The sequence below is a fragment of the Acinetobacter lwoffii genome (assembly GCF_052078135.1).
GTDB classification, from domain to species: Bacteria; Pseudomonadota; Gammaproteobacteria; order Pseudomonadales; family Moraxellaceae; genus Acinetobacter; species Acinetobacter lwoffii_Z.
Genome location: NZ_JBQGUZ010000004.1, coordinates 42,402 through 61,812 on the forward strand (window position 1 = coordinate 42,402; position 19,411 = coordinate 61,812).

The 19,411-nt window shown below is 42.2% G+C and carries 19 protein-coding genes; 5 read left to right on the top strand and 14 right to left on the bottom strand.

The features are described 5' to 3' along the window. Positions 1 to 556: 556 nt before the first annotated feature. Positions 557 to 775 carry a hypothetical protein gene (locus ACTL4S_RS03675; RefSeq protein WP_004645284.1) on the top strand — a complete coding sequence of 73 codons (219 nt, stop codon included), beginning with the start codon at positions 557 to 559 and terminating at the stop codon, positions 773 to 775. Between the two features lie 113 nt (positions 776 to 888). Here the strand turns inward: ACTL4S_RS03675 and ACTL4S_RS03680 are convergent, their stop codons facing one another. Next, positions 889 to 1,347: a hypothetical protein gene (locus tag ACTL4S_RS03680; protein WP_441298764.1), complete on the bottom strand. Its 459-nt coding sequence runs from the start codon at positions 1,345 to 1,347 to the stop codon at positions 889 to 891. A gap of 118 nt (positions 1,348 to 1,465) precedes the next feature. On the opposite strand from ACTL4S_RS03680, the gene ACTL4S_RS03685 reads away from it, so the two are divergent. The 4 genes from ACTL4S_RS03685 (at position 1,466) to ACTL4S_RS03700 (ending at position 5,407) form a co-directional block, all read left to right on the top strand. After that, entirely contained in the window at positions 1,466 to 2,329 is an 864-nt protein-coding gene (locus tag ACTL4S_RS03685; protein ID WP_253144597.1) for an alpha/beta hydrolase family protein, read from the top strand. A gap of 366 nt (positions 2,330 to 2,695) precedes the next feature. Continuing rightward, entirely contained in the window at positions 2,696 to 3,313 is a 618-nt protein-coding gene (locus tag ACTL4S_RS03690) for a hypothetical protein (RefSeq protein WP_441298765.1), read from the top strand. Between the two features lie 244 nt (positions 3,314 to 3,557). Continuing rightward, positions 3,558 to 4,115 carry a LexA family protein gene (locus ACTL4S_RS03695; protein ID WP_441298766.1) on the top strand — a complete coding sequence of 186 codons (558 nt, stop codon included), beginning with the start codon at positions 3,558 to 3,560 and terminating at the stop codon, positions 4,113 to 4,115. After that, entirely contained in the window at positions 4,112 to 5,407 is a 1,296-nt protein-coding gene (locus ACTL4S_RS03700) for a Y-family DNA polymerase (RefSeq protein WP_441298767.1), read from the top strand. Before ACTL4S_RS03695 ends, ACTL4S_RS03700 begins: the two co-directional genes overlap by 4 nt. Positions 5,408 to 5,460: 53 nt before the next feature. Here ACTL4S_RS03700 and ACTL4S_RS03705 read toward each other — a convergent pair whose 3' ends face one another. The 13 genes from ACTL4S_RS03705 to ACTL4S_RS03765 form a co-directional block, all read right to left on the bottom strand. Next, positions 5,461 to 6,036 carry a lysozyme gene (locus tag ACTL4S_RS03705; protein WP_184413084.1) on the bottom strand — a complete coding sequence of 192 codons (576 nt, stop codon included), beginning with the start codon at positions 6,034 to 6,036 and terminating at the stop codon, positions 5,461 to 5,463. Then, the gene (locus tag ACTL4S_RS03710; RefSeq protein ID WP_004279633.1) at positions 6,033 to 6,329 is read right to left on the bottom strand and encodes a hypothetical protein; all 297 of its coding nucleotides are present in this window, start codon (positions 6,327 to 6,329) and stop codon (positions 6,033 to 6,035) included. Before ACTL4S_RS03710 ends, ACTL4S_RS03705 begins: the two co-directional genes overlap by 4 nt. Then, positions 6,310 to 6,636: a hypothetical protein gene (locus ACTL4S_RS03715; protein ID WP_431437564.1), complete on the bottom strand. Its 327-nt coding sequence runs from the start codon at positions 6,634 to 6,636 to the stop codon at positions 6,310 to 6,312. Before ACTL4S_RS03715 ends, ACTL4S_RS03710 begins: the two co-directional genes overlap by 20 nt. An 80-nt stretch (positions 6,637 to 6,716) precedes the next feature. After that, entirely contained in the window at positions 6,717 to 6,950 is a 234-nt protein-coding gene (locus tag ACTL4S_RS03720; protein ID WP_441298768.1) for a hypothetical protein, read from the bottom strand. Further along, entirely contained in the window at positions 6,943 to 8,925 is a 1,983-nt protein-coding gene (locus tag ACTL4S_RS03725) for a hypothetical protein (RefSeq protein ID WP_441298769.1), read from the bottom strand. The genes ACTL4S_RS03720 and ACTL4S_RS03725 overlap by 8 nt, the downstream gene beginning before the upstream one ends. A 12-nt stretch (positions 8,926 to 8,937) precedes the next feature. Then, a complete protein-coding gene (locus ACTL4S_RS03730; protein WP_441298770.1) occupies positions 8,938 to 9,861 on the bottom strand; it encodes a LamG-like jellyroll fold domain-containing protein in 924 nt (307 codons plus the stop codon). Between the two features lie 8 nt (positions 9,862 to 9,869). Beyond that, a complete protein-coding gene (locus ACTL4S_RS03735; RefSeq protein ID WP_441298771.1) occupies positions 9,870 to 10,256 on the bottom strand; it encodes a hypothetical protein in 387 nt (128 codons plus the stop codon). Beyond that, complete coding sequence (locus tag ACTL4S_RS03740) at positions 10,253 to 10,609, bottom strand: carboxypeptidase regulatory-like domain-containing protein (RefSeq protein WP_441298772.1); 357 nt, start codon at positions 10,607 to 10,609, stop codon at positions 10,253 to 10,255. Before ACTL4S_RS03740 ends, ACTL4S_RS03735 begins: the two co-directional genes overlap by 4 nt. Then, positions 10,599 to 11,828, bottom strand: coding sequence for a hypothetical protein (locus ACTL4S_RS03745; RefSeq protein WP_441298773.1), 1,230 nt, complete (start codon positions 11,826 to 11,828; stop codon positions 10,599 to 10,601). Before ACTL4S_RS03745 ends, ACTL4S_RS03740 begins: the two co-directional genes overlap by 11 nt. 39 nt (positions 11,829 to 11,867) lie before the next feature. Then, positions 11,868 to 13,487, bottom strand: coding sequence for a hypothetical protein (locus tag ACTL4S_RS03750; protein WP_441298774.1), 1,620 nt, complete (start codon positions 13,485 to 13,487; stop codon positions 11,868 to 11,870). 9 nt (positions 13,488 to 13,496) lie between these two features. Beyond that, positions 13,497 to 15,458, bottom strand: a complete 1,962-nt coding sequence (locus ACTL4S_RS03755; RefSeq protein ID WP_441298775.1) for a hypothetical protein — start codon at positions 15,456 to 15,458, stop codon at positions 13,497 to 13,499. Further along, positions 15,448 to 15,867 (bottom strand): hypothetical protein, encoded by a 420-nt coding sequence (locus tag ACTL4S_RS03760; RefSeq protein ID WP_441298776.1) that lies wholly within the window; start codon positions 15,865 to 15,867, stop codon positions 15,448 to 15,450. Before ACTL4S_RS03760 ends, ACTL4S_RS03755 begins: the two co-directional genes overlap by 11 nt. Continuing rightward, a complete protein-coding gene (locus tag ACTL4S_RS03765) occupies positions 15,864 to 19,385 on the bottom strand; it encodes a tape measure protein (RefSeq protein ID WP_441298777.1) in 3,522 nt (1,173 codons plus the stop codon). The genes ACTL4S_RS03760 and ACTL4S_RS03765 overlap by 4 nt, the downstream gene beginning before the upstream one ends. Positions 19,386 to 19,411: the final 26 nt, after the last annotated feature.

Sequence of the window (19,411 nt, forward strand, 5' to 3'; positions counted from 1 at the left end):
TTACCCAAAATCCGGTTTGAGCGTGATCAATAATTGTCAGGTTTTACCCAAACGGACATTTATTGTTTCTTAATAATGACATCAAATCACCGCTGTAAATCTTGATACTAAGATTTTCTATAAAATATGATGTATAGAATTGCACTTTAATTATTTTATTTTTTATATAAATATAAACAAAACTTTAATTTCCTGATTTTAGATACCTATTGTTGCCAACTTAAACCAAGTCCCCCTCCGAGTCATACGCAAGCTTACAAAGTATTGATTAACACTACATATCTTTGGCGTAGAATTTGCATTTTCTATCTGGTCGCATTGATCAAATGATGACTACATCTTATTTCCAAAATTAGCTGGAGGTGAAATCTGAAAATATAATTCTTGCCTAATCAAGTAATTATGTAGTTATACGACTAAAGATGACCATTTTGACTGTAAAAGCCTGCCACAGCAGTTGCAAAGGTCCAAATTAAACAGTACAACTATATATTCAATTCTGACTGATTAAATCTGCTTTAATCTTCAATAACATAAATAAATGGGAGGGATGGAGATGTTATCATTACATTTCAACAAGCAAGTCTTCATTGACGCTCTTAAAGCCAACAACACCAATCTGGTGACATTTATATGCACCACTTTTGCACTCATGCTGACTTTAACCGTCCATTGCTTAATTCAAGGTAATTTAAAACTTGAATACTTCGGCTATGCACTGATTGTCTCAGCTGCATTTTTCCTATGGGCTGCCATAGACCAGAAATACCGATAAACAAATTTTAAATTAGCCCAGATGGATGATTTGGCCAGTCATCCATCTGGTGAAAAAAGTGTTTTAACTTTCAATCATTCCGACATCCTTTCAGAATAACTATAAAAAGAAGATTAAAATAATCCCGCAAATGCCCCATAGAGCAAGATCCCCGTCCCGCCCAATTCTGCGACAATTAAACCTAGCATGGCGAAAGTCATTAAACTTCCTGGCAAATGAAACTTACCCAACTGATGCGGCTGTTTAAACTGATTTGTCGTGTCTTGCAGAAAACCATGCAGCATATAAGCGGCAATCGAGAAGCTGAAAAACAGAATATTGATCAGTACGCAAAGCAGATTCACCATACTTGGCAAAACCGAACAATAGGCCAATACTGCCAGAATTAAGGTCGCAGGTGCATAAAGCAGACTACTGCGATGCGCAATATCAACATAATAATGTGCGCGTGATTGAGGCGATTGACGGATCTGCCAATATTTCCAGACACCAGTAAACATCCCGATCCACAAGAAGATTCCACTAAAAATAATGGCTATTTTAACGGCCAGCTCAAGTTCCATTAGCTGCATAAGTTTATTCCATCTCTGTTATTTTACTGACGTTTAAGTCATATTTTCCCCGAGTCACCCTGCTAAAAATGTATATATTAAAAGCTTCATCAGGATTCTAAAAAATATAGTGTAACGTATGTCTGAATTTGAAACATTGACTCTCCAGTGTCAGGATGGCTATCGCTTAAGTGCACGTTTTTATGCAGCTATTTCTGAAACTGACAAACTTCCAGTATTAGTCTGTCCGGCAACTGGCATTACTAAACAGTTTTATCATCAGTTTTGTGTGTGGTTACAAGCTCAAGGCTATGCGGTTATGGTCTTTGATTTCCGGGGGATTGGTGATTCACTACATGGCCTGTTGAAAAATTCAAAAGCCAGTATTGTGCAATGGGGGCAACTGGATATACCGACCGCGATTGATGCTTTATCAACGCGTACCAATGCAGAAAAAGTGATCCTACTTGGACATAGTGCCGGTGGTCAGCTTTTAGGTATTGTGCCAAATTACGATAAAGTCGCAAAAGTGGTGGCTGTCTCTGGCTCTACTGGACATGTGAAAGGACTCAAAGGTAAAACCAAGTTACTTGCGCCAGTGATGTTTAATGTTATTTTCCCACTGGCACGCATCACTAAAGGCTATGGCCCGACTCAAGCGATTGGTATGGGTGAAAACCTGCCGAAAGATGTAGCTCGCGAATGGGCGCAGTTCTGTAGTAAACCGGGTTATGTAATCAACGCGATTGGTAAAAAGATTGCACCATCCCATGATTATCATGCGCAAATCACCTGCCCGATTACCTCAATCTGGTCATCGGATGATGAGATTGCCACGGAAGCCAATGTGAAAGATTTACTGCGTTTATATCCAAACGCAAAAACCCAGATAATTAAACTTAGCCCTAAAAGTTATGCCTATAAAGCCATTGGTCATATGCTGATGTTTAAAAAATCGCATCAGAATTTATGGCCGGTGATTGAACAGCAATTGACTGTTTAAATCAGATTTAGATGGTTATTTGCAGACTGCTGTGTTCTAATACACGCAGTTTGAGATGAGCCTCTTACAGTATATGGGCTTGACCTATATACGACTAGCCCCTAACCATGGGGCTTTTTATTACCTGAAAACAAATACTTATAAATAACTGGCGAAAAACTGGCGTAATCCTAAAGTTATCCACAGCTAACAACTTCTTGTTTATGCTTATTATATCACTCATCTTGAAATAAAAAGAATGGATGGAAAAATGAAAACATGGACCTACTTTTACATAGAGCACACGATTAAGAATGGAGAGATTTTTAGGAAGGAATCTGGGTGGGTTTTTAATTTGAAGAGTAATTATGTGATTTTGAGTGGGGTATGGAGTTGATAAAAAGAGAAATAACTATCGTCTTAATAAGTACAGCTGCAGGTATAGGGATTATAGCAATAGTTTCATTTTTTATTGTTTGGATTGGCTTTCCTGCTGAAAATCCAAAAGACTCATTCAAGGATGCTTTGTTTTTTTCCGTCACCCTATTCGGGGGGCTGGCAACGCTTGGAGCTGCGGTAGTGGCAGCTTACTTGATTAGTGGATGGAAGCATCAGGCAAGATTCGAGTTTAATAAAGAAACTATAACTAAATTTTGGGATTCGTATATCGATGCGAAAGCATCTCTGGTGCCTTTATCTGATAAGGTGAAAGCTGCTGGTTATGCAAATATCAATGAGAGAAACAATATTTTTGAGGAAACCTCATGCAAGGTCACTATTTTCTATTTTCAACAACAAAGACTTGAGCTATTTTTCAATATTAGCGATGAAGATATTGTCTTCTCAGAATTAGAAAGTATTACCCAAGATTACGTTGATATTTTAGATCCACAAAGAAGTTTCGATGAGCAGGAGTGGTTCTGTTATGAAAAAAGCCTGATCGATAGGCTAAATAACCTTCAGCCAAAACTTTATAAACGTCTCAAAGAATCCAATATACTGTAATCACCTTAAAGAGCCTTTACACAAATCCCCACATTCACATTCGTCGTAATTGAATGGGCTGTGCAGCTCTGACTAAGAGTCTTTACCAAGTCAATTAGTACTGTAACCGTTCATCCGAAATATCATAATTTTGCGTCACTCTATGACGCATCTTTGAATTTAAAAGATTTATTTTATTTGTTTGATTTTTATTGAATCTTTACAATCTTGATTATTGTTACAAAAATCAAGGAGTCGTAAAGTTATGAACAGTACTCATGGGGGTTCTCGAGCCGGGGCAGGTCGAAAAAAGTCTGAAGAGACTAAAGTTATTCGAGTGCCTGAATCTAAAATTCTTGATATCAAAGAATACTTAAAATCCCTTAAAAAAGAAAATGAAATTACTGATATCCGTCAGTTCGATCCTGTCACAAAAATAGAAATACCCTTGGCAACCGAACGCGTTCAAGCTGGATTCCCCTCGCCCGCTCAAGATTATATTGATAAAAAAATCGATCTGAATGAGTACCTCATTAATAATGCGAATGCTACTTTTATTGTTCGTGCGGATTCTCTTTCTATGCTAAATGCAGGAATTGATATTAATGACGCCTTGGTTGTAGATCGCAGTATTCAGGCTAGGCATAGAGATATTGTGATTGCCAGTATCGATAATGAATTGACAGTGAAACGGCTAATTATTGATGCGAAAGGTTGCTGGTTGAAAGCTGAGAATGAGGGTTATCCAGATATTCATCCCCAAGAGGGCCAGCAGTTTGAAATCTGGGGTGTAGTCACAAATGTAATCAAGAAATTCAGATGAGCTATAACAATGAAATATACGCGCTCATTGATGTAAATAATTGCTATGTAAGCTGTGAGCGCCTATTTAATCCTAAACTTAAAGATGTGCCGGTCATTGTTCTTTCAAATAACGACGGCTGTGCAGTTGCACGTTCCCAAGAAGCAAAAGATCTTGGTATTAAGATGGGTGTTCCCCTATTCCAGGTTAGAGATATTGTCGAAAAACATAATGTACAGGTACTTTCGAGTAACTATGCTTTGTATGCTGAAATGTCTCAACGTTTCCATTCGATTCTGGCTGATTACGTGGCGCCAGGTGAACAGGAAGTTTATTCGATTGATGAGTGCTTTTTAAAGCTTACTGCCTATTCTGAAAATTATGACCTGGTTGAATATGCGCAAAATATGCGACAGCGGATCTTGCAGTGGATTGGATTACCGGTTTGTGTTGGTATTGGTCGATCAAAGACCGAAGCAAAGCTTGCCAATCATATGGCCAAAAAGGCTAAACGCTTCAATGGGGTTTGTGATCTGGTTTCAATAGATCCTCAACATCGTGATTATTTTTCGAGTTTGATTGATGTTTCCGAAGTCTGGGGAGTTGGTCGTCAGCATAGTAAAAAACTAAAAGGCTTAGGCATTAATACTGTTCTTGATTTAGCCACTTCTAATCCACATCAAATGGGAAAACTGTTTTCAGTGGTCGTGCAGAGGACTGTCATGGAACTGCAAGGGATTTCATGTATCGAACTTGAGCAGGCTGCGCCAACCAAGAAGCAAATCATTTCATCACGCTCATTTGGCGCACGGGTAACCGATATTGAATCATTATCTGAGGCAATGAGTGATTACCTGCAGAACGCTGTTAAGCGGTTAAGAGAAGATGAATCTCTTTGTGGTTGTGTGATTGCTTTTGCCCAATCCAATCCTTTTGATAAGAACAGGCCTTTCTATAACAAGTCGATCAATATCGGATTTGCTGAGCCGACTGACTGTGCTGCTGTTATGAACCGGGCTGTAATGAAGCGAATGAATGAGCTGTTTCAAAAAGGAATCGAGTTTAAGAAATGTGGTGTGATATTGACCGCAATCGAGCCAAAATCGACATACATATATGACCTTCTATCTGATAGTACTCAAATAGAGAAAAATGAGAAACTTCAATCTGCCCTTGAGCAGGTTAAGGTGAGATTTGGAGATAAGAAAATAGCAATTGGCCCATGCAAAATGCATGGTCGCGCATGGGCAATGGCCAGACAAAACCTGACTCAGAACTATTTTAGTTGGGAAGGGATTCTGAGGATTAATTAATAACCAGTCACTTATTTTAATGATAAACAATGCCCTCATTTGAGGGCATTTATCTATTTTAAGAATAAAGTCCTTTCTGCAGCCCGGCGGTTCACCAGACCTTGCATGCGCTTGCCACCAGCATTGACCCAAACATTAAATTGATTGGCAGCAGCTTTATAATTTCCTTCATTTAGTTGCCTAACCAAAGTGGAATTTTTGAATGCAGTTGATCCAATGTTGTAGGCCAGTGAAACTAAAGCATCGAACTGATTCTGATTGAGTGGAACTTTGACCGTATTATTTACAGTCTGCTCAAATGATTTCAGATCGTTCTGCATATAAGCTTTGGCTTGATCCAGTGTGCAGGTATCCCCTTTTTTGACACGAATACCATTTGGGTATTTTGTGGTGCCGAAACCAATAGTCCATACACCTACGCCATCATCATAGGCTTTCAGTCGCAGACCTTCAAAATTGCAGATCAAATCGACTCCACTTGGACTCACATGCATTTCATCTGTGGCGATACCCAACACATCGTTCAGGTCATCATAAGCAGTTGCAATCAGCTTATCTGCAGCATCAACCTGCTTTTGGGTGAGTTTGCCACCACTGATCTTTCGTAAGAAATCAAAAATGTGTTTCATGGGTTGTCACCATCTTTATCCGTATTAAAAAATTTAGGACGTGCACCACCCTTACCCCAAATATAGAGTTGTCGGGTAAAGAGTGCGAATAAAATACTTACCGTGGTATAAAAAAGTGTTCCGGCCGGACTGGGCGAATACTCATCTTTAACAAAAAGTGCTGCCCCAAAAAGGATCGACAACACCAATAGAAAATCGATATGTTTTGGAAGTTGAATTTTTGGATGAAATGCCATGATGGCAAACGAAACTATAAATAACACCAAAGCCGTTTTACTTATGATTAGCAGCATCTTCACTCTCCTTTTTGACCAAACCAAGAACTCTTGATCGAGCCAAACTCAGCAATGCTTCAGCTGTACTTTTACCAGCAGCGCCCAGAATGAATCCAAATAGTTCTGGGTAGTTACCGCTAGCAAGAAATAAACTTGCCGGTTTAGCAAAGACCACACATAAAATGAAGCCTGCAAAGAATCCTATCCAGCGATCCCGGGTTGGCTCCTTGCTCAATAGAAAGCCAAAAGTTGCACCCAGCACACCTGTAAAAAGGATATGTGAGTGGCTCTTTATGCTTTCCAATACTTGACTAAGAAAGTCCATATACATCCCCTTTAGTCATACATACCCCTATTGTTTGGCAATAAAAAAGCACCTAAAAAGGTGCTGTTACTTAGTTAATTTTAAACTTCTATTTCTGAATGCTGGCCAGTGGGTGCGGGCCTTAAAATTACCTGATTTGAGATAAATACTCTGGCACCTAAGTTATAAGCTGTGCCGGATGTGCATAATACTGGACCAGATCCGCCATCAATCTGCACCCGATACTCTGGATGCTTCACTGATGTAATGGTGCCAATATATTCTGCATGTGTTGGATTAAGCAGCATGCGCAGTTCAAATAAAGGGTTATTCACGGCTGATGCGCTCCACAGTAATGGTTTCATTGACCTTTTCGTGTGAAAAGCTACCTGATACCGAATCGATCACACCCCACCACTGGCCATTAAAGGCAATCGTTTTACCGGGTAGCATCTCGCCAATTTCCTGACTGACCGGAATATCAGAGAAGGTGTGTAGTTCCTGAATATTGGCTTTCACCAGTTCATTCTTGCCGTAACTGGCACCAGATGTCACATTAAATAATGGACCAGTGACGGTTTCTAAAGGCATATCACCAGAAGTACCCCGCTGCTGTACTTTCAAGCTCTCACCACTACGGCTATTCACTATTGTGATGGCATTAAAGTCTGCAATGTATTCATCGTTTTGCTTGATGTTCTGTTGCATCACCAGGCTTTCAGACAACAGAATGTCGTAGTCCTCCACCGTCATCGCATCCCAGTAGCCTTTCTGGTACCGGGGTAAAATGGTGAGGGTATTACCGGCTTTCTGGCTATAGATAAAGCCACCACCTGCATCAACGACCTGCTTGATTGCATCGATTGGTGCAAGTTCTGCATAACTCAGGCTCTCTACCGGCACGATCCAGCCCAATTCATCAATCAGTTTCCAATCCAAGACTGTGCCGCTATTTGCTCGATCCAGTTCGGCTTGTACCAGTTGAACAGAGGTGCGTTCATTGTCCTGAATAAATGAACGTGTCGGTCCGTATTTATCTGAGTTCAACGCTGTAACGCTTCGACCCGGATATGTGTACAAAACACTGGCAAAACGTCGGGTTTCCTCCGGGCCCTCAAGCAAAATATGATGGTCAAATCCATTGATCATAACTTTAAGAATCACGGGCTGGTCATTTATAGGTTGCAACTTCTCTTTTTCAGTGTGAGCCACAGTAATGGAATAGGTCCAGCACCATTGAGATCGGCTGGTACTGTATGTGCCATCCATGACTTTGATCTTCTCGCCGGTATCTAATCGTTCGGCTATTAATACATTCACGATATACCACCAGTTTCTTTTCGGCAGTGCTGGAATACAGTCATCTGCACCAAAATTTAAAACAACATTGTGTGAATCAACGTCATGACATAGACAGATGAAATTTAAATCACCGGTGCCTTCATATTCGGGTATTTCAGGCTTTGGCCATGGTAGAACCGGATGCTTGCGATAATGAATCGCCTTGGCTTTATCCCAAGGCAAATCTGACTTGGTGATAATCTCAAGGCTTTTATCCCACTCAAATGAAAAGCGATGCTCAAAGACCTGAGCCACTTCGTGTGAGTAAGTAAAAGTCTTACGCCGACGGATCATTTCCTGCCAGACTGTTTCACGGTTATGGCGCAGTTTGATCGTTTCTTCATGCAAGTAACGCTGATGAATAAAACGCTTATCACCTTCCTCCCAGATCACGTACGCATCAGAACTTAAACCGGTTGCCTGCTCATGCAAGAATTTAATCGCCCGGGTTAATGACCCTGCCTGCTCATATTGAATATCTGCCTGACTAGAAATCACCAAGCCTTGGTCATAAAAAAGAGCCTCGTTTGAGACTCTTAATACTGGTTTAGCCCACGGTATTTTTGTGGTGCTCAGACATGCAATCGCTTTCTGATAGCGCATATCAAAACCGTAAGACACACCTACCAGATGATTGATATCAAAGTATGCAACCGCTTCAACACTTGGCACATCAAGCGACATATCAACAACACAGTAATTCTCGGTATAGATTGCTTGCACATCAAAGCTAAAGTCAGCATCAAGCTGAGTATTAATTAGTGCGATATTAACTGGGCTTGCTATGTATACCGCAACGACATCAAATTCAAAATCAGCATCAAGGCTAAAATCAACCAGGTTTGTAATGTGATCAGGATTGTATGTGACATGCAAATCATATGGTGTGGTTAGTGGGCTTGCCGTGGGCGTGATTTGATATACTGCTGCTAGTAAATACGGCTTGTTATGTTCAAAGTTATCGCTCATAACACCCCCGAATTATACAGTTTCAAATTTTGACGATGGTGGTATAAATCCTGTTGTTGGGTAAATCGCTTTTTTGACAACTCGGAAAGAGTCAAGATACATTTTTGATTCCGATGCTGATGCAGTTGTATTTGCCAAATCAGCACCAATCCGTAGCCGGTTTTTACTGATATTTAGTGCGATATTATTTGCGTTAGAGCCACTTAACTCTCCATGTACAAGCAAGTAAAAGACCCCGTTTTTGCGCATTAGGCAAATATGCTTGTACTGATTAAACTGGATTGTTTTATTTGGTGTAATAAGCTGCTGCCATACATTTGATGTGTTGTAAGCATACATTTGAGGGCGCTGCGGAGAGTCTGTAGCGTTGTTTGTTATTGAGAAAGCATGTGCTCCACTCGCGTCACCCAGATCAAAATAACGATGCCACGATTTACCGCTGTTTGGTGCTAAAATTTTTGCCCACATTTCAAATGTGAAATCATTTAAACCCATTGTAGATATATCAATATCTAATGCATCACCGCTACCATCAAAATAGTACGAACCGTTTGAATAAAGTGGAGTGTTGATTGTTGAGTCAACATACTGAACATTACCTTTAACTGTAATTGTTCGATTGTTTTTTGATATATCCCTAATTTCATTACTATCTGCAATAATTAATAAATCAGTAGCCAAGAACACTTCACTACCAGCATATCCTGCAACTTCATCACTTACAAAACTTATGCTTCCAAGCCACACACGCACCTTGTAATAATAGGTCAAGCCTTCAACCACGTCACTATCCACGTAATACATGGTCTTTAAACCTGTGACTATAGGTGAAGGTAAATCGACATCAGCAACATTAGCCATGCTTGACACAGACCGGATGATGTCAAAACTATCAAAGTGTCCAAATTGTGCAAATTCAATATGATTGCCTGCCATATTTTCACCTACGGTCTAATTTTAAATGAGTTAATTTGGAGTGATCCACCCAGTACAAGATTGGTATTGGCCAGCGCAATGTCTGCACCCGCAGCCAGATCCGCAGCCACCTCGCCAGCACCATTATAAATCCGTGCCCATGTTGCAGTGCCCGCTTTGATTACGATTGCTGTGTCTGTTGGATGAAGCTCTACATAAGTGGCCGTAGTTTCCTTAATATATGGCTCAGGAAATGTAAGTGTCACCAATGCATTGTTTGAGTCTGCTGCCACCGCAGGGCTGCCAGGCTGTGTACCTTCATAAAAAATAACGGTAGCACTTTGACTCCCGTTATCCATAAAGTGAGCAAAGGCTTGAATCATGGCAAGCCGAGCATTGATAGAGGTTTTACTCATTTTGCGACTACCTTATCTTGAATGACTGCGTTATATTCTTCATTTGGATCAAAGGCCACAACAAAACACTCCAAACCTTTTGCAATGTTTCGAAAAGCATAAGATCCATCTGCTTTGGATTTTGTTTCCCAAAGCAGTTGCCGATTGTCCCTGCGAAATACACATACAGGTACAGGTGAATAATTTGCACCTACTTTTTTGGTTGTTCCTTTAATTTGGCCAAACCCTTGATTAGAGTTTAAAATCGTAAGTACAGGTCGACACACTCTTAGTATCGCGTATCCTTTTTCCTGCAACTTTTGATAATTAGGTATATAACCGCCGATAAATATTCTTTTAATTTTAATACCCAAACTTCACCTCCTCGACTGGAGCAAGTAAGTAAACAGACTGGTTATAGTTTGCTGACGAATAACTTGTGAAATGGATTTTGCAAATGGTATTCATCTCAACATCACGTGTCTCAACTGGGCTTAAATTTCGATCCAAAGGCGGAGTATTTGTGTTTGCGTACATACAAGAATACAAACCACCAACAACCGCTCCTAAATATTGCTTGGTATCAAATTCGTAGATCATGATCGGTCTAGCTGTTGTTGTGTTAAAGCTATCAAGACTCGATGGCAAAAAAGAGGAATTTGCAGGTGCGGTAACAAATAGGTTTACGCTTGACTTGATATCTAGATCAACCCTAATTTGTCCTACATACGCTCTGCCATATGAGCCAAAATAACTTGTGTTACCAGCATTCACTGCCACAGGGGGATTTTCACATATCAATAAAGGATATTTATCTAGTGGGTCATATTCAAGGCATGCAGCAGGCACAAAGCCGATAACACGTCCATATGTTGATGTGAGTGTATGCATAGATACTAAGTGATATGCGCTTCCTACAACACAAGCCCGTCCGTACGTTGAGTAGCCTTGTGAATAACTGTAATTGTTCGCCGTCGCTCCTGTGTTGCCGGAAAACTCCCATGTCATCAAATTTGGCGACATGATTGTGCTTGTATCGACGTAAGCTAAAGGATCGTTAATTTCCCCAGTTAAGACATCATAAGACTTTCCAATACATGGTGAGATATTGTTTCTATACGCTGCATTGTTTTGAAAACATAGTCGCAAATATAAGTCAGTTTCATCAATATACTTAAACTTATAAATATGAATATTTGCAACCTCATACTCTAGTGACCATCCGAGCGATGCAATTCTTGTTATAAAGCCATTTGGCACAGATAAAGGTGCATTATCAATGGTCATCGTTACCGTGTTGGTTGTAACTGAATCAATCCAAAACTCACCGCCATTAATAGACGATAAAGCACCCGAATCAACTTTCAAGACGCGATCAGCTACATAGCCATGGGCACCACCGTATGTGAATGTTACTTGATCACCTACAACAGCCACATTCGTTACAGTTTGCACGTTATAGCCAAGTGCAAGCATCTTTTTAAAACGATCTGGAAATAAGCTTTTGGAACCAGCACAGAAATCTAAGCCCACATCAGAAAAATCGAATAACTTGGTTTGCGTCTGCTTCATTGCCATTTTTTTATTACTCATAAAAAAGACCGCATATCGCGGCCATATTTGAATTACTGTTTATAGTACGCGGTCAATGTCACCACGCAGCATGATCTGGAATTGATCTGACAGTACGGCTGGTTCAGATTGCTTCACTGTTCGAATCACCCAGACTGGAAAATTGGCAGCGACAGTATTGAATCGCAGGACGTTGCCATTGGCCCAACCTGCTCCCCAGCCTTCTTTCTTGATAATGAAGTAAGGCACACCAGTCACCGGGTTGAGCGGGGTGTAATCTGTACTGGTTGAGCCCGCAAGAGTCAATCGTCCTGTATATTCTCCGACACAATAGAATGTTTCATTGCCTGTGAATACGATTGCCCAGCGTTCCTGAATAGCGCCTTTATTGGTTGTCTGAATTGGGTAAAGTGAATCATTATAGTTAGCAGAAATCCCAGAACCTGTCGGCTCATCATTCCACACGTTATTCCAGGATTGTTGTACAAACTTACGGGTATATCGCGCCTGCATGTCACCAATGACCAAGGCAGACCCAACAATGGTATCGACTGCATCATAGTTATGCGTCAAAGGTTTAGTGAAGGTTAGTTGACCATTGATCTGTACATCACGGATCAAGCCCATGTCTTGATAGCGGTACTTAACTGTCAGCGGTGCAACCAGATTGCCCAGCACAAAATCACCACCCAGCGTCACGCGGCCATAATCATAATCAATAGTGTAGAGATCAAAAGGCACTTTCGTACCGTTAGCATCTTCAAGTTCAGCCCACGAAATGCGCTGATCGTTCAGGTTGTATGTGGTGCCTGCAATCGCACTTGGTAATTCCTGAGACTTACTTGAGCTAACAATCCCGATGCCACCCACACGAAAGATCGGCACACGGCCATCAATCGGTAATCGAGTAGCAGACAGACCTAGAATTTCCGAATCTAGCGGAATGTAGGTGTAGGCCACTGCGTTATAACGCACTGATGAAGCATCGACCCAGACTGGTACATTGATATAATTATCGGCTCCCTCCTGGTATTCTAGCAGCGGGTCATACCAGTCGCTTGCCTCAATCTCCGCACGGTTGGCTTCTGTGATTTTGGTTTTGGTGTAGAAGTAGATCGTCACAAAGCCATTATCCCAGTTCACCTGCCCATGCGCCCGACTGGTTTCAATCACGCCATTTTCATCAGCGGTTAATGTCAGCTGGCCATATGCAATTGTTCCCACCACCACAGTTAATGATTGGGGCCGGATCGGCATGATTGGCGTTCTAAAGCTGATCTTGTTGACTGGTAACAGGTCGGTGGTGGTAGTTAAGGATTCCAGGGTAATGGTATTGTCTGTATTCGGTGTCCATGAGTCGATTTCAACAATACCGGTGCCATATTGAATGACACCAGACTGAATCCCACTGTTATTCGCTGGATTCACATTGCGATACAGCAAGCCAGTACGATCCAGAAGGGTATCAGCACCCACTTTGAAACGAGCTGAACCTGTCAGAATCTGCTCATCAAAACCGGAGGATATATCCAGCTTGAGTTTGTTTGCCGTCACGGTATGAGTTGCCGAGTTTGAGCCGGATGTATCGCGGTATTTCACTTGAACATCAACAGCATTAAGGGCTTTTAATTCAACCTGCTGACCTTGAATGTCTGACGTTTGTGGAGAATAAAAAGACATATTTCCTCGCTAGGCAGCCGCATAGGTAGCCATAGGTGTAAAGGTTTGCACAAATCTGCTCGCTGAACTTTTTGGTGTGACTTCAACTGCGCCAGTAGCATAGATAATGGTGCCTTGCACTTGACCACGGCTATTCACTAAATTCCCCATGGTGGCATTCACCGGCACATCTGTCAGAGTTACAGACCCTGTAATCCCCTCACTGCTTTGAAGTGGAATTTTTAACTCAACACTATTTGGCTGAATTGCTGGTCCTGTACCAATGATAAAGGTCAGCTTTTGATTTGCAGGGGTAATATCCATCTTGGTTTGTTCAAGTGATGATCCATAGTTATAGATCACCGAAAAGACCGTACCTTTTTGTGGCAACTTATTTGGAATGATTTTGCCAGTACCGGTGGCATAGTTAATTTCACCTGTAGCATCTCCGGTAAACTTACCTTGAGCATTTGATGTTGCAGTTTTCGCCTCACCCTCAAGCGTCCAATTGATGGTGATACCCGGCAATACACCCGGTCGACCTAAATCAAACTCAAATGCAGCTTTTTCCACACTTAGATTGGATCGCACAAAAGTGATAATCGGTGTGCCCCAGTTCAGCAGAATCGGTGTGTCTACATCTGGTAATGCGCCAGTGGTTAATAGCCAAGAGCCAGTTTCATAATTGATCATGCCTGAACCAAAGGATGGACTGGCAGCCTTTAACTGGCCCGAGCCATCATCTTTAAGCTCATAGAATTTGCCCTGTGACATATACGAGATCGACAAAGCACCCGGTGCAGGGATTGGAATCAATACTCCGGTCCAGTTGGTGCTTTGGTTATTCTGTGTCACTGGAATGGCATGGCTTTGATAATACTGATTCGGTGCAGCTGCAGGCTTGAACGTGATATTCAAACTTACAGTGCCGGCTGGCGCCGCTGAGGTCCATTGAATCAGACCGCGCTGATAATCAATCGTGCCGACCTGAGTGCCTTGGGTGTTTTTAAGCAGGCCGCCCTGATCGGTGATCTGCTGGCCTTGCAGGCTAAACGACACGCTTGATGGAATCACCGCAGAGCCGATATACAGGTTCTGGCTCACACCAATCACCATATTCGGATAATTGACCGTGATGGTACCTTCATTACCCGCTACCAGGACTACGCTTTCACCAGCCGCATTCACATCAATGATTGGTGTTTCAGTCTGAGCTGATGGAATTAACTGAGCAAAGATACTTTTTGCATTGACTGTAAATTCACCCACATTGGCATCAGATGCCAGTGCAGTAGATGAATAGTACAGACCAGTATCTGCAACAATCGTATCGCGGATGATGGTTTTTGATGCCTGTAATTCATACCATTGTTTTGCGGATAGCCCCACAAAGTCTGTTTCCAGTGGGTCATTGATAGCGTAGGTTGCAACCTTGTACTCAATCTCCTCCTTATCAATCACCATTTTAGCAATACGTGTATCAACTTTAGTGATACGAACATACTGCTCACGTTCTAAAGCTTTCCCTTCATCAGAAATCAATACAATGGTATCACCTACCGATGCCTCAACTTCTTGTGGCCACATTACAGTTTGAAGCGATGACATACCCTGCCAATGGGTATCAAGAGGCGTACCGGCAATCTGACCACCTTTAGCCAGATAATTTTCTACCCGGTTCTGGGCAGACTGACGCTCATCGGTCCAGTTCTTAGTACTGAACAATAATGCTGATACGTTTGGGTCTTCCGGCAGCTCAGATACAAACACCGTTGCACCCATTAGTAGATCAGTGTCTTCAGTGGTGACTGCTGGGAAAATCTTACGCATGGAGACATCACCCATGGTTCGATCCATTTCTGATACATCATTGAACAGGTTATTACTGATGCCATCCTGAACCACAACACCAGAGTATTTACCACCGCCATCAGAGTTGTCCGTCAAGCGTTCAGACTTGTAGATTACTAAATCCTTGGTTTCAATCGCCATCGTTTAACTCCGTAAAGCGCAAGGTCACATTAAAATAATCATCCAGTGATACCGCTGGAATTCCTTTTACCGGTGCAGCCTCTAAAGCCCCATCCTGGTGATTAAATTTGACTGTGAATTGTCGGTTGTCATGCGGTTGCTCAAACTGCAGTCTGAAATTTTCATCCTGTAATTTTGACCATTCAAGAACAGTCCGTAATTCACGCAACCTGATCCAACCCATCTGTGGATCTGCCGGTTGCAAGGTAATTGGTCGACCCGACTTCTTTTTGCCCTCCTGAATGATCAGAGAGCCATCAATGGTGAAGTTTTGTGTTTGCTCAATAGCCTTCCAGGAGAATTCATCAGGCCATAAAAAACCGTCCTCTAATGGGACGGTTTCGGATGTTGCTAAGCGAATGAGTTTCATGTTGATTTCGCTATACCTTTTAATTGATTTACCAGACTGGTCATCACATCCTTTTGGCTTGCATCGCCTGTAAGGGATAGGGTTTGACCTCCGAATTGAATGTTGTAATTCACACTATCACCCCCCTTACCATAATCTCTGGTTGATGGTACTGAAGGAATAGACGGCGCGTAGTCATTCAGGCTATTGGACCCAGTTGAAGCCAGGTTGATATTGCGAAGTAGCTCATTGATCTTGTTGGTACCGTGCTGAGTGGTCAGACCATTCGCTGCCGCCCGATCAAATTCAGCATTGATTAATGCTTTCATTGCAGGGTTGCCATCCTTACCCAGTCCTTGAGCTTTAGCATCACGATCTGCTTCCAAAGCCTTAGACCAGATGGTGCCGGCAAGCTTTTGTGCTTCCTTATCGCTGTAGCCTTTGCTCTTGAGTTGAGATAAGACATCGTCCTTGGTATAGGAGTCATATCCATAGATCCCCTTGCTCAATGCCTCGCCCTGGCGTTTCATCTCTTTATTGAAATCACCTTTGGCCTTATTGACTGCATCAGCCCAAGCTTCAGTTGAAGTTTTGGCCTCCTCTCTTGCGATTCGACCAGCATGACGATACCCATCGCCAATACCGCGTGCAGAATCTCTAACGCGGTGATTAGATTTTTCCCACTCATCCATGGATTTGACGGCAGCAACGCCTGTGTCATCAATTTGAATTTCAAGATTACGCCCAGCATTTGCAGCATTGGTTGCAGCAATAACGCCAGCATCACCAGATGCAGCGGCAGACTGAGCGGCTTTTTCGTAAGCTTTCTGGATACCCTCAGCTGTAGCCTTGCCGCTATCCCGGATTGTGATGTAATCCATCAAAGCTTGTTGAGCGGAAAGCTTGAGCTGCTCTTTGGTCTGAATACCTAGACGCTTGAAAGCTTCGGTTACCGGGTCAATATCATCCGGTAGTCCTTGAGCCTGCAACTTGATAGCAATGAGGCCTTGCTCTACCTGACTTGTTGAAACTTTGCCCTGGTCCCCGAACTCCTGAAGTTTTGCTTTGGCCATATTAATTTCAGCTTGGCTTTTGGCGGTTTCCAGCCATGTCAACCAAGCTTCATAGGTAACCTGCCCAGCCTGCTTTCCCTTAACACCAAGATCATCAAGGCCTGCTGCAAATTTATTAACATTTTTGCCATTTTCTGCAAACTTTTCAGAGACACGATTTAAGGAAACATCCAGATCCAGACCTAAAGCGGTTGCAGCTTTTCGTGCTTTATCAGCTGCGTTTGCCGTACCCTCTGTGGCCTTAGCACCGTCATCCATGGCTTTGACAATTGCTTTGCCAGTACTATCAAACTCAATTTTTAAACCTTGAGCCGCAAGAGTAGTTTGTAGGGTTTTTTGGGTGGCTGCATCCGCTGCTTTTTGAGTACCATCTGCTGCTGCAAGTTGAGCATTTACCCAATCTTGTGCAGCTTTAATCTTAGCCTCAGTGATTTTCTGGCTTTCAGCCTGATACGCTTTTTCCTTAGTATCTAAGTCAGCAAGACCTTTTACAGCCTGATCAATTGCAGCCTGATTACCAGTTTTGCGTGCTTCATAGAGCTGCTGCTCTAGCTGAACACGCTCATCACTAATAGCCTTGTAGTCAGCCTTATGCTTTTCCTCTTGAAGCTTTAATTCATTAAGAGTTTTTTGGCTCTCAGCAACCCGTTCTTTATTTGCCTCATCTTCAGTCTGACGAATCTCTCGAATTGCTTCTCTTGTCGCAGATTTGCTTTCAAGCGCAAGTCTATTGGCTTCTCTTCCATTCTTTTCGGCCTGTCTAAACAGAGCATCAGACGCATTCTGAGCCTGTGCAGCAAGATCATCGAACCCTAAGAAATCCAGGACGGCGGCACTAAGTGCATAAATACCTCCTGAAATAAACTGAATACCCGCAAGGAGTAACTTAAGAGCAATGTTTAGGCCAGTTGCAGCATCAGATACCACCCCCAATGCAACTTTAAAAACATTGAATAGAGTTGTTAAACCACTAACTTCTTCTTTACCACCCATAATTGCGTTAAATAACGGGGCTACTGCATCTAAAGTAGATGTAAAGGCACTCCATGCTGTTTCAGCAATCCCCGCCATACTGGATATGACAGTTTTAATTGTGTCGTATACAGCCGATAACGTGCTTCGGATTGCTTCAATTGTAGATGGATCAATCTCAGATAGTTTACCCTGGAACCACCCAATACCTTCAGCAACATCATCAAAGAATACTTTGAGGATTCCAAGATTATCAGCAATGATTGATAGTGCATTAGCTACCGTTGCACTTGAGCCATTGGCCTGATCCATCTCACCAATCAGAATCTGCCATTGTGTAGAAATCTTCTGCAGCGCATTGCTGATAGTAGTTGGAAACTGGTTGTAGGTTTCTTGGATCTGGGTAGCCTGACTTTGCAAAGCTTTAATAACACGCTCTGCTGAAAGCTCACCATTTTCCGCCATCTTGCGGAGTTCACCAGTCGTGACTCCCAACCCTTTAGCTAGAGCCTCAGCAAGACCGTAACCATTTTCCATCATAGAGTTGAATTCTTCACCACGAAGAACACCGCCCTGCATGGCTTGGATGAATTGCTGTACAGCCGCTTCACTGGCCTGAGCTGAACCACCACCGATCTGAATGGCTTGGGTAACTGTTTTAGTCAGGTCTAGCGCTTGTTGTTGCGTCATCCCCATTTCTTTGCCGACTGTATTCAGTCGGGTAAATAAATCACCTGTTGCCTGTAAACTAGAATTTGTGGCAAGTGCTACCTGATGAACTCCAGCCATTGCAGAATTAAAATTACCACCTTCACGGGTAGCAATCTGAATACGAACAGAGAGGTTAGTGTATGAGTCGGCAGCTTCTGCAAGCTCACGAATACCTAAACCTATGCCAAGAGCAGTTAATGCGCCCACAAGTGTGTTAACAGCAAATTTAGCGCCATCAATACCTTTTTGCGCCGTCTGAGCTGCTGTGTCTGTTTCTCTTAAGCTGTTGTTGGCTTTACCTACTTCAGCTTGAAAATTATTAAATGCCTGATCAGTCTGCTGTACTTCTTTTTCTAACTGATCAACCTGAACCTGTGCTTTTTCAATATCTGCAGGTGAAGCACTGGTTTTAGAAAATGCTTCAAGGTTTTGTTTGGCTTGAACTAAATCACTCTTAAGTTGGCCTAATGCTTTTTCAGCCTTATTACCAAAATCTGTAAAGTTTCCTGCTGTGGATTTTGCATTTTCCCCAGCATCTTTGATGATTCCAGTAGCAGCATTTAGAGACTGGGAAAGCTTGTCAGCAAGCTCTGTCGTGCCTTTAGGGATAATATTTCCCATTTCTTTCGAAGCATCGGCAGTTGCCTGTTTTAAGCGTTCAGATTCTTGCTTAATTGTGTTGAATACTGATTTAACTGTATCTTCTGACTGTCTAATATTGCCAACAAAACCTTTAGTGTCGGCATCCATGATTAATTTGAATGTTAAATTTTTACCAGACATGCTGACCTCTAAATTTTAGGCAATAA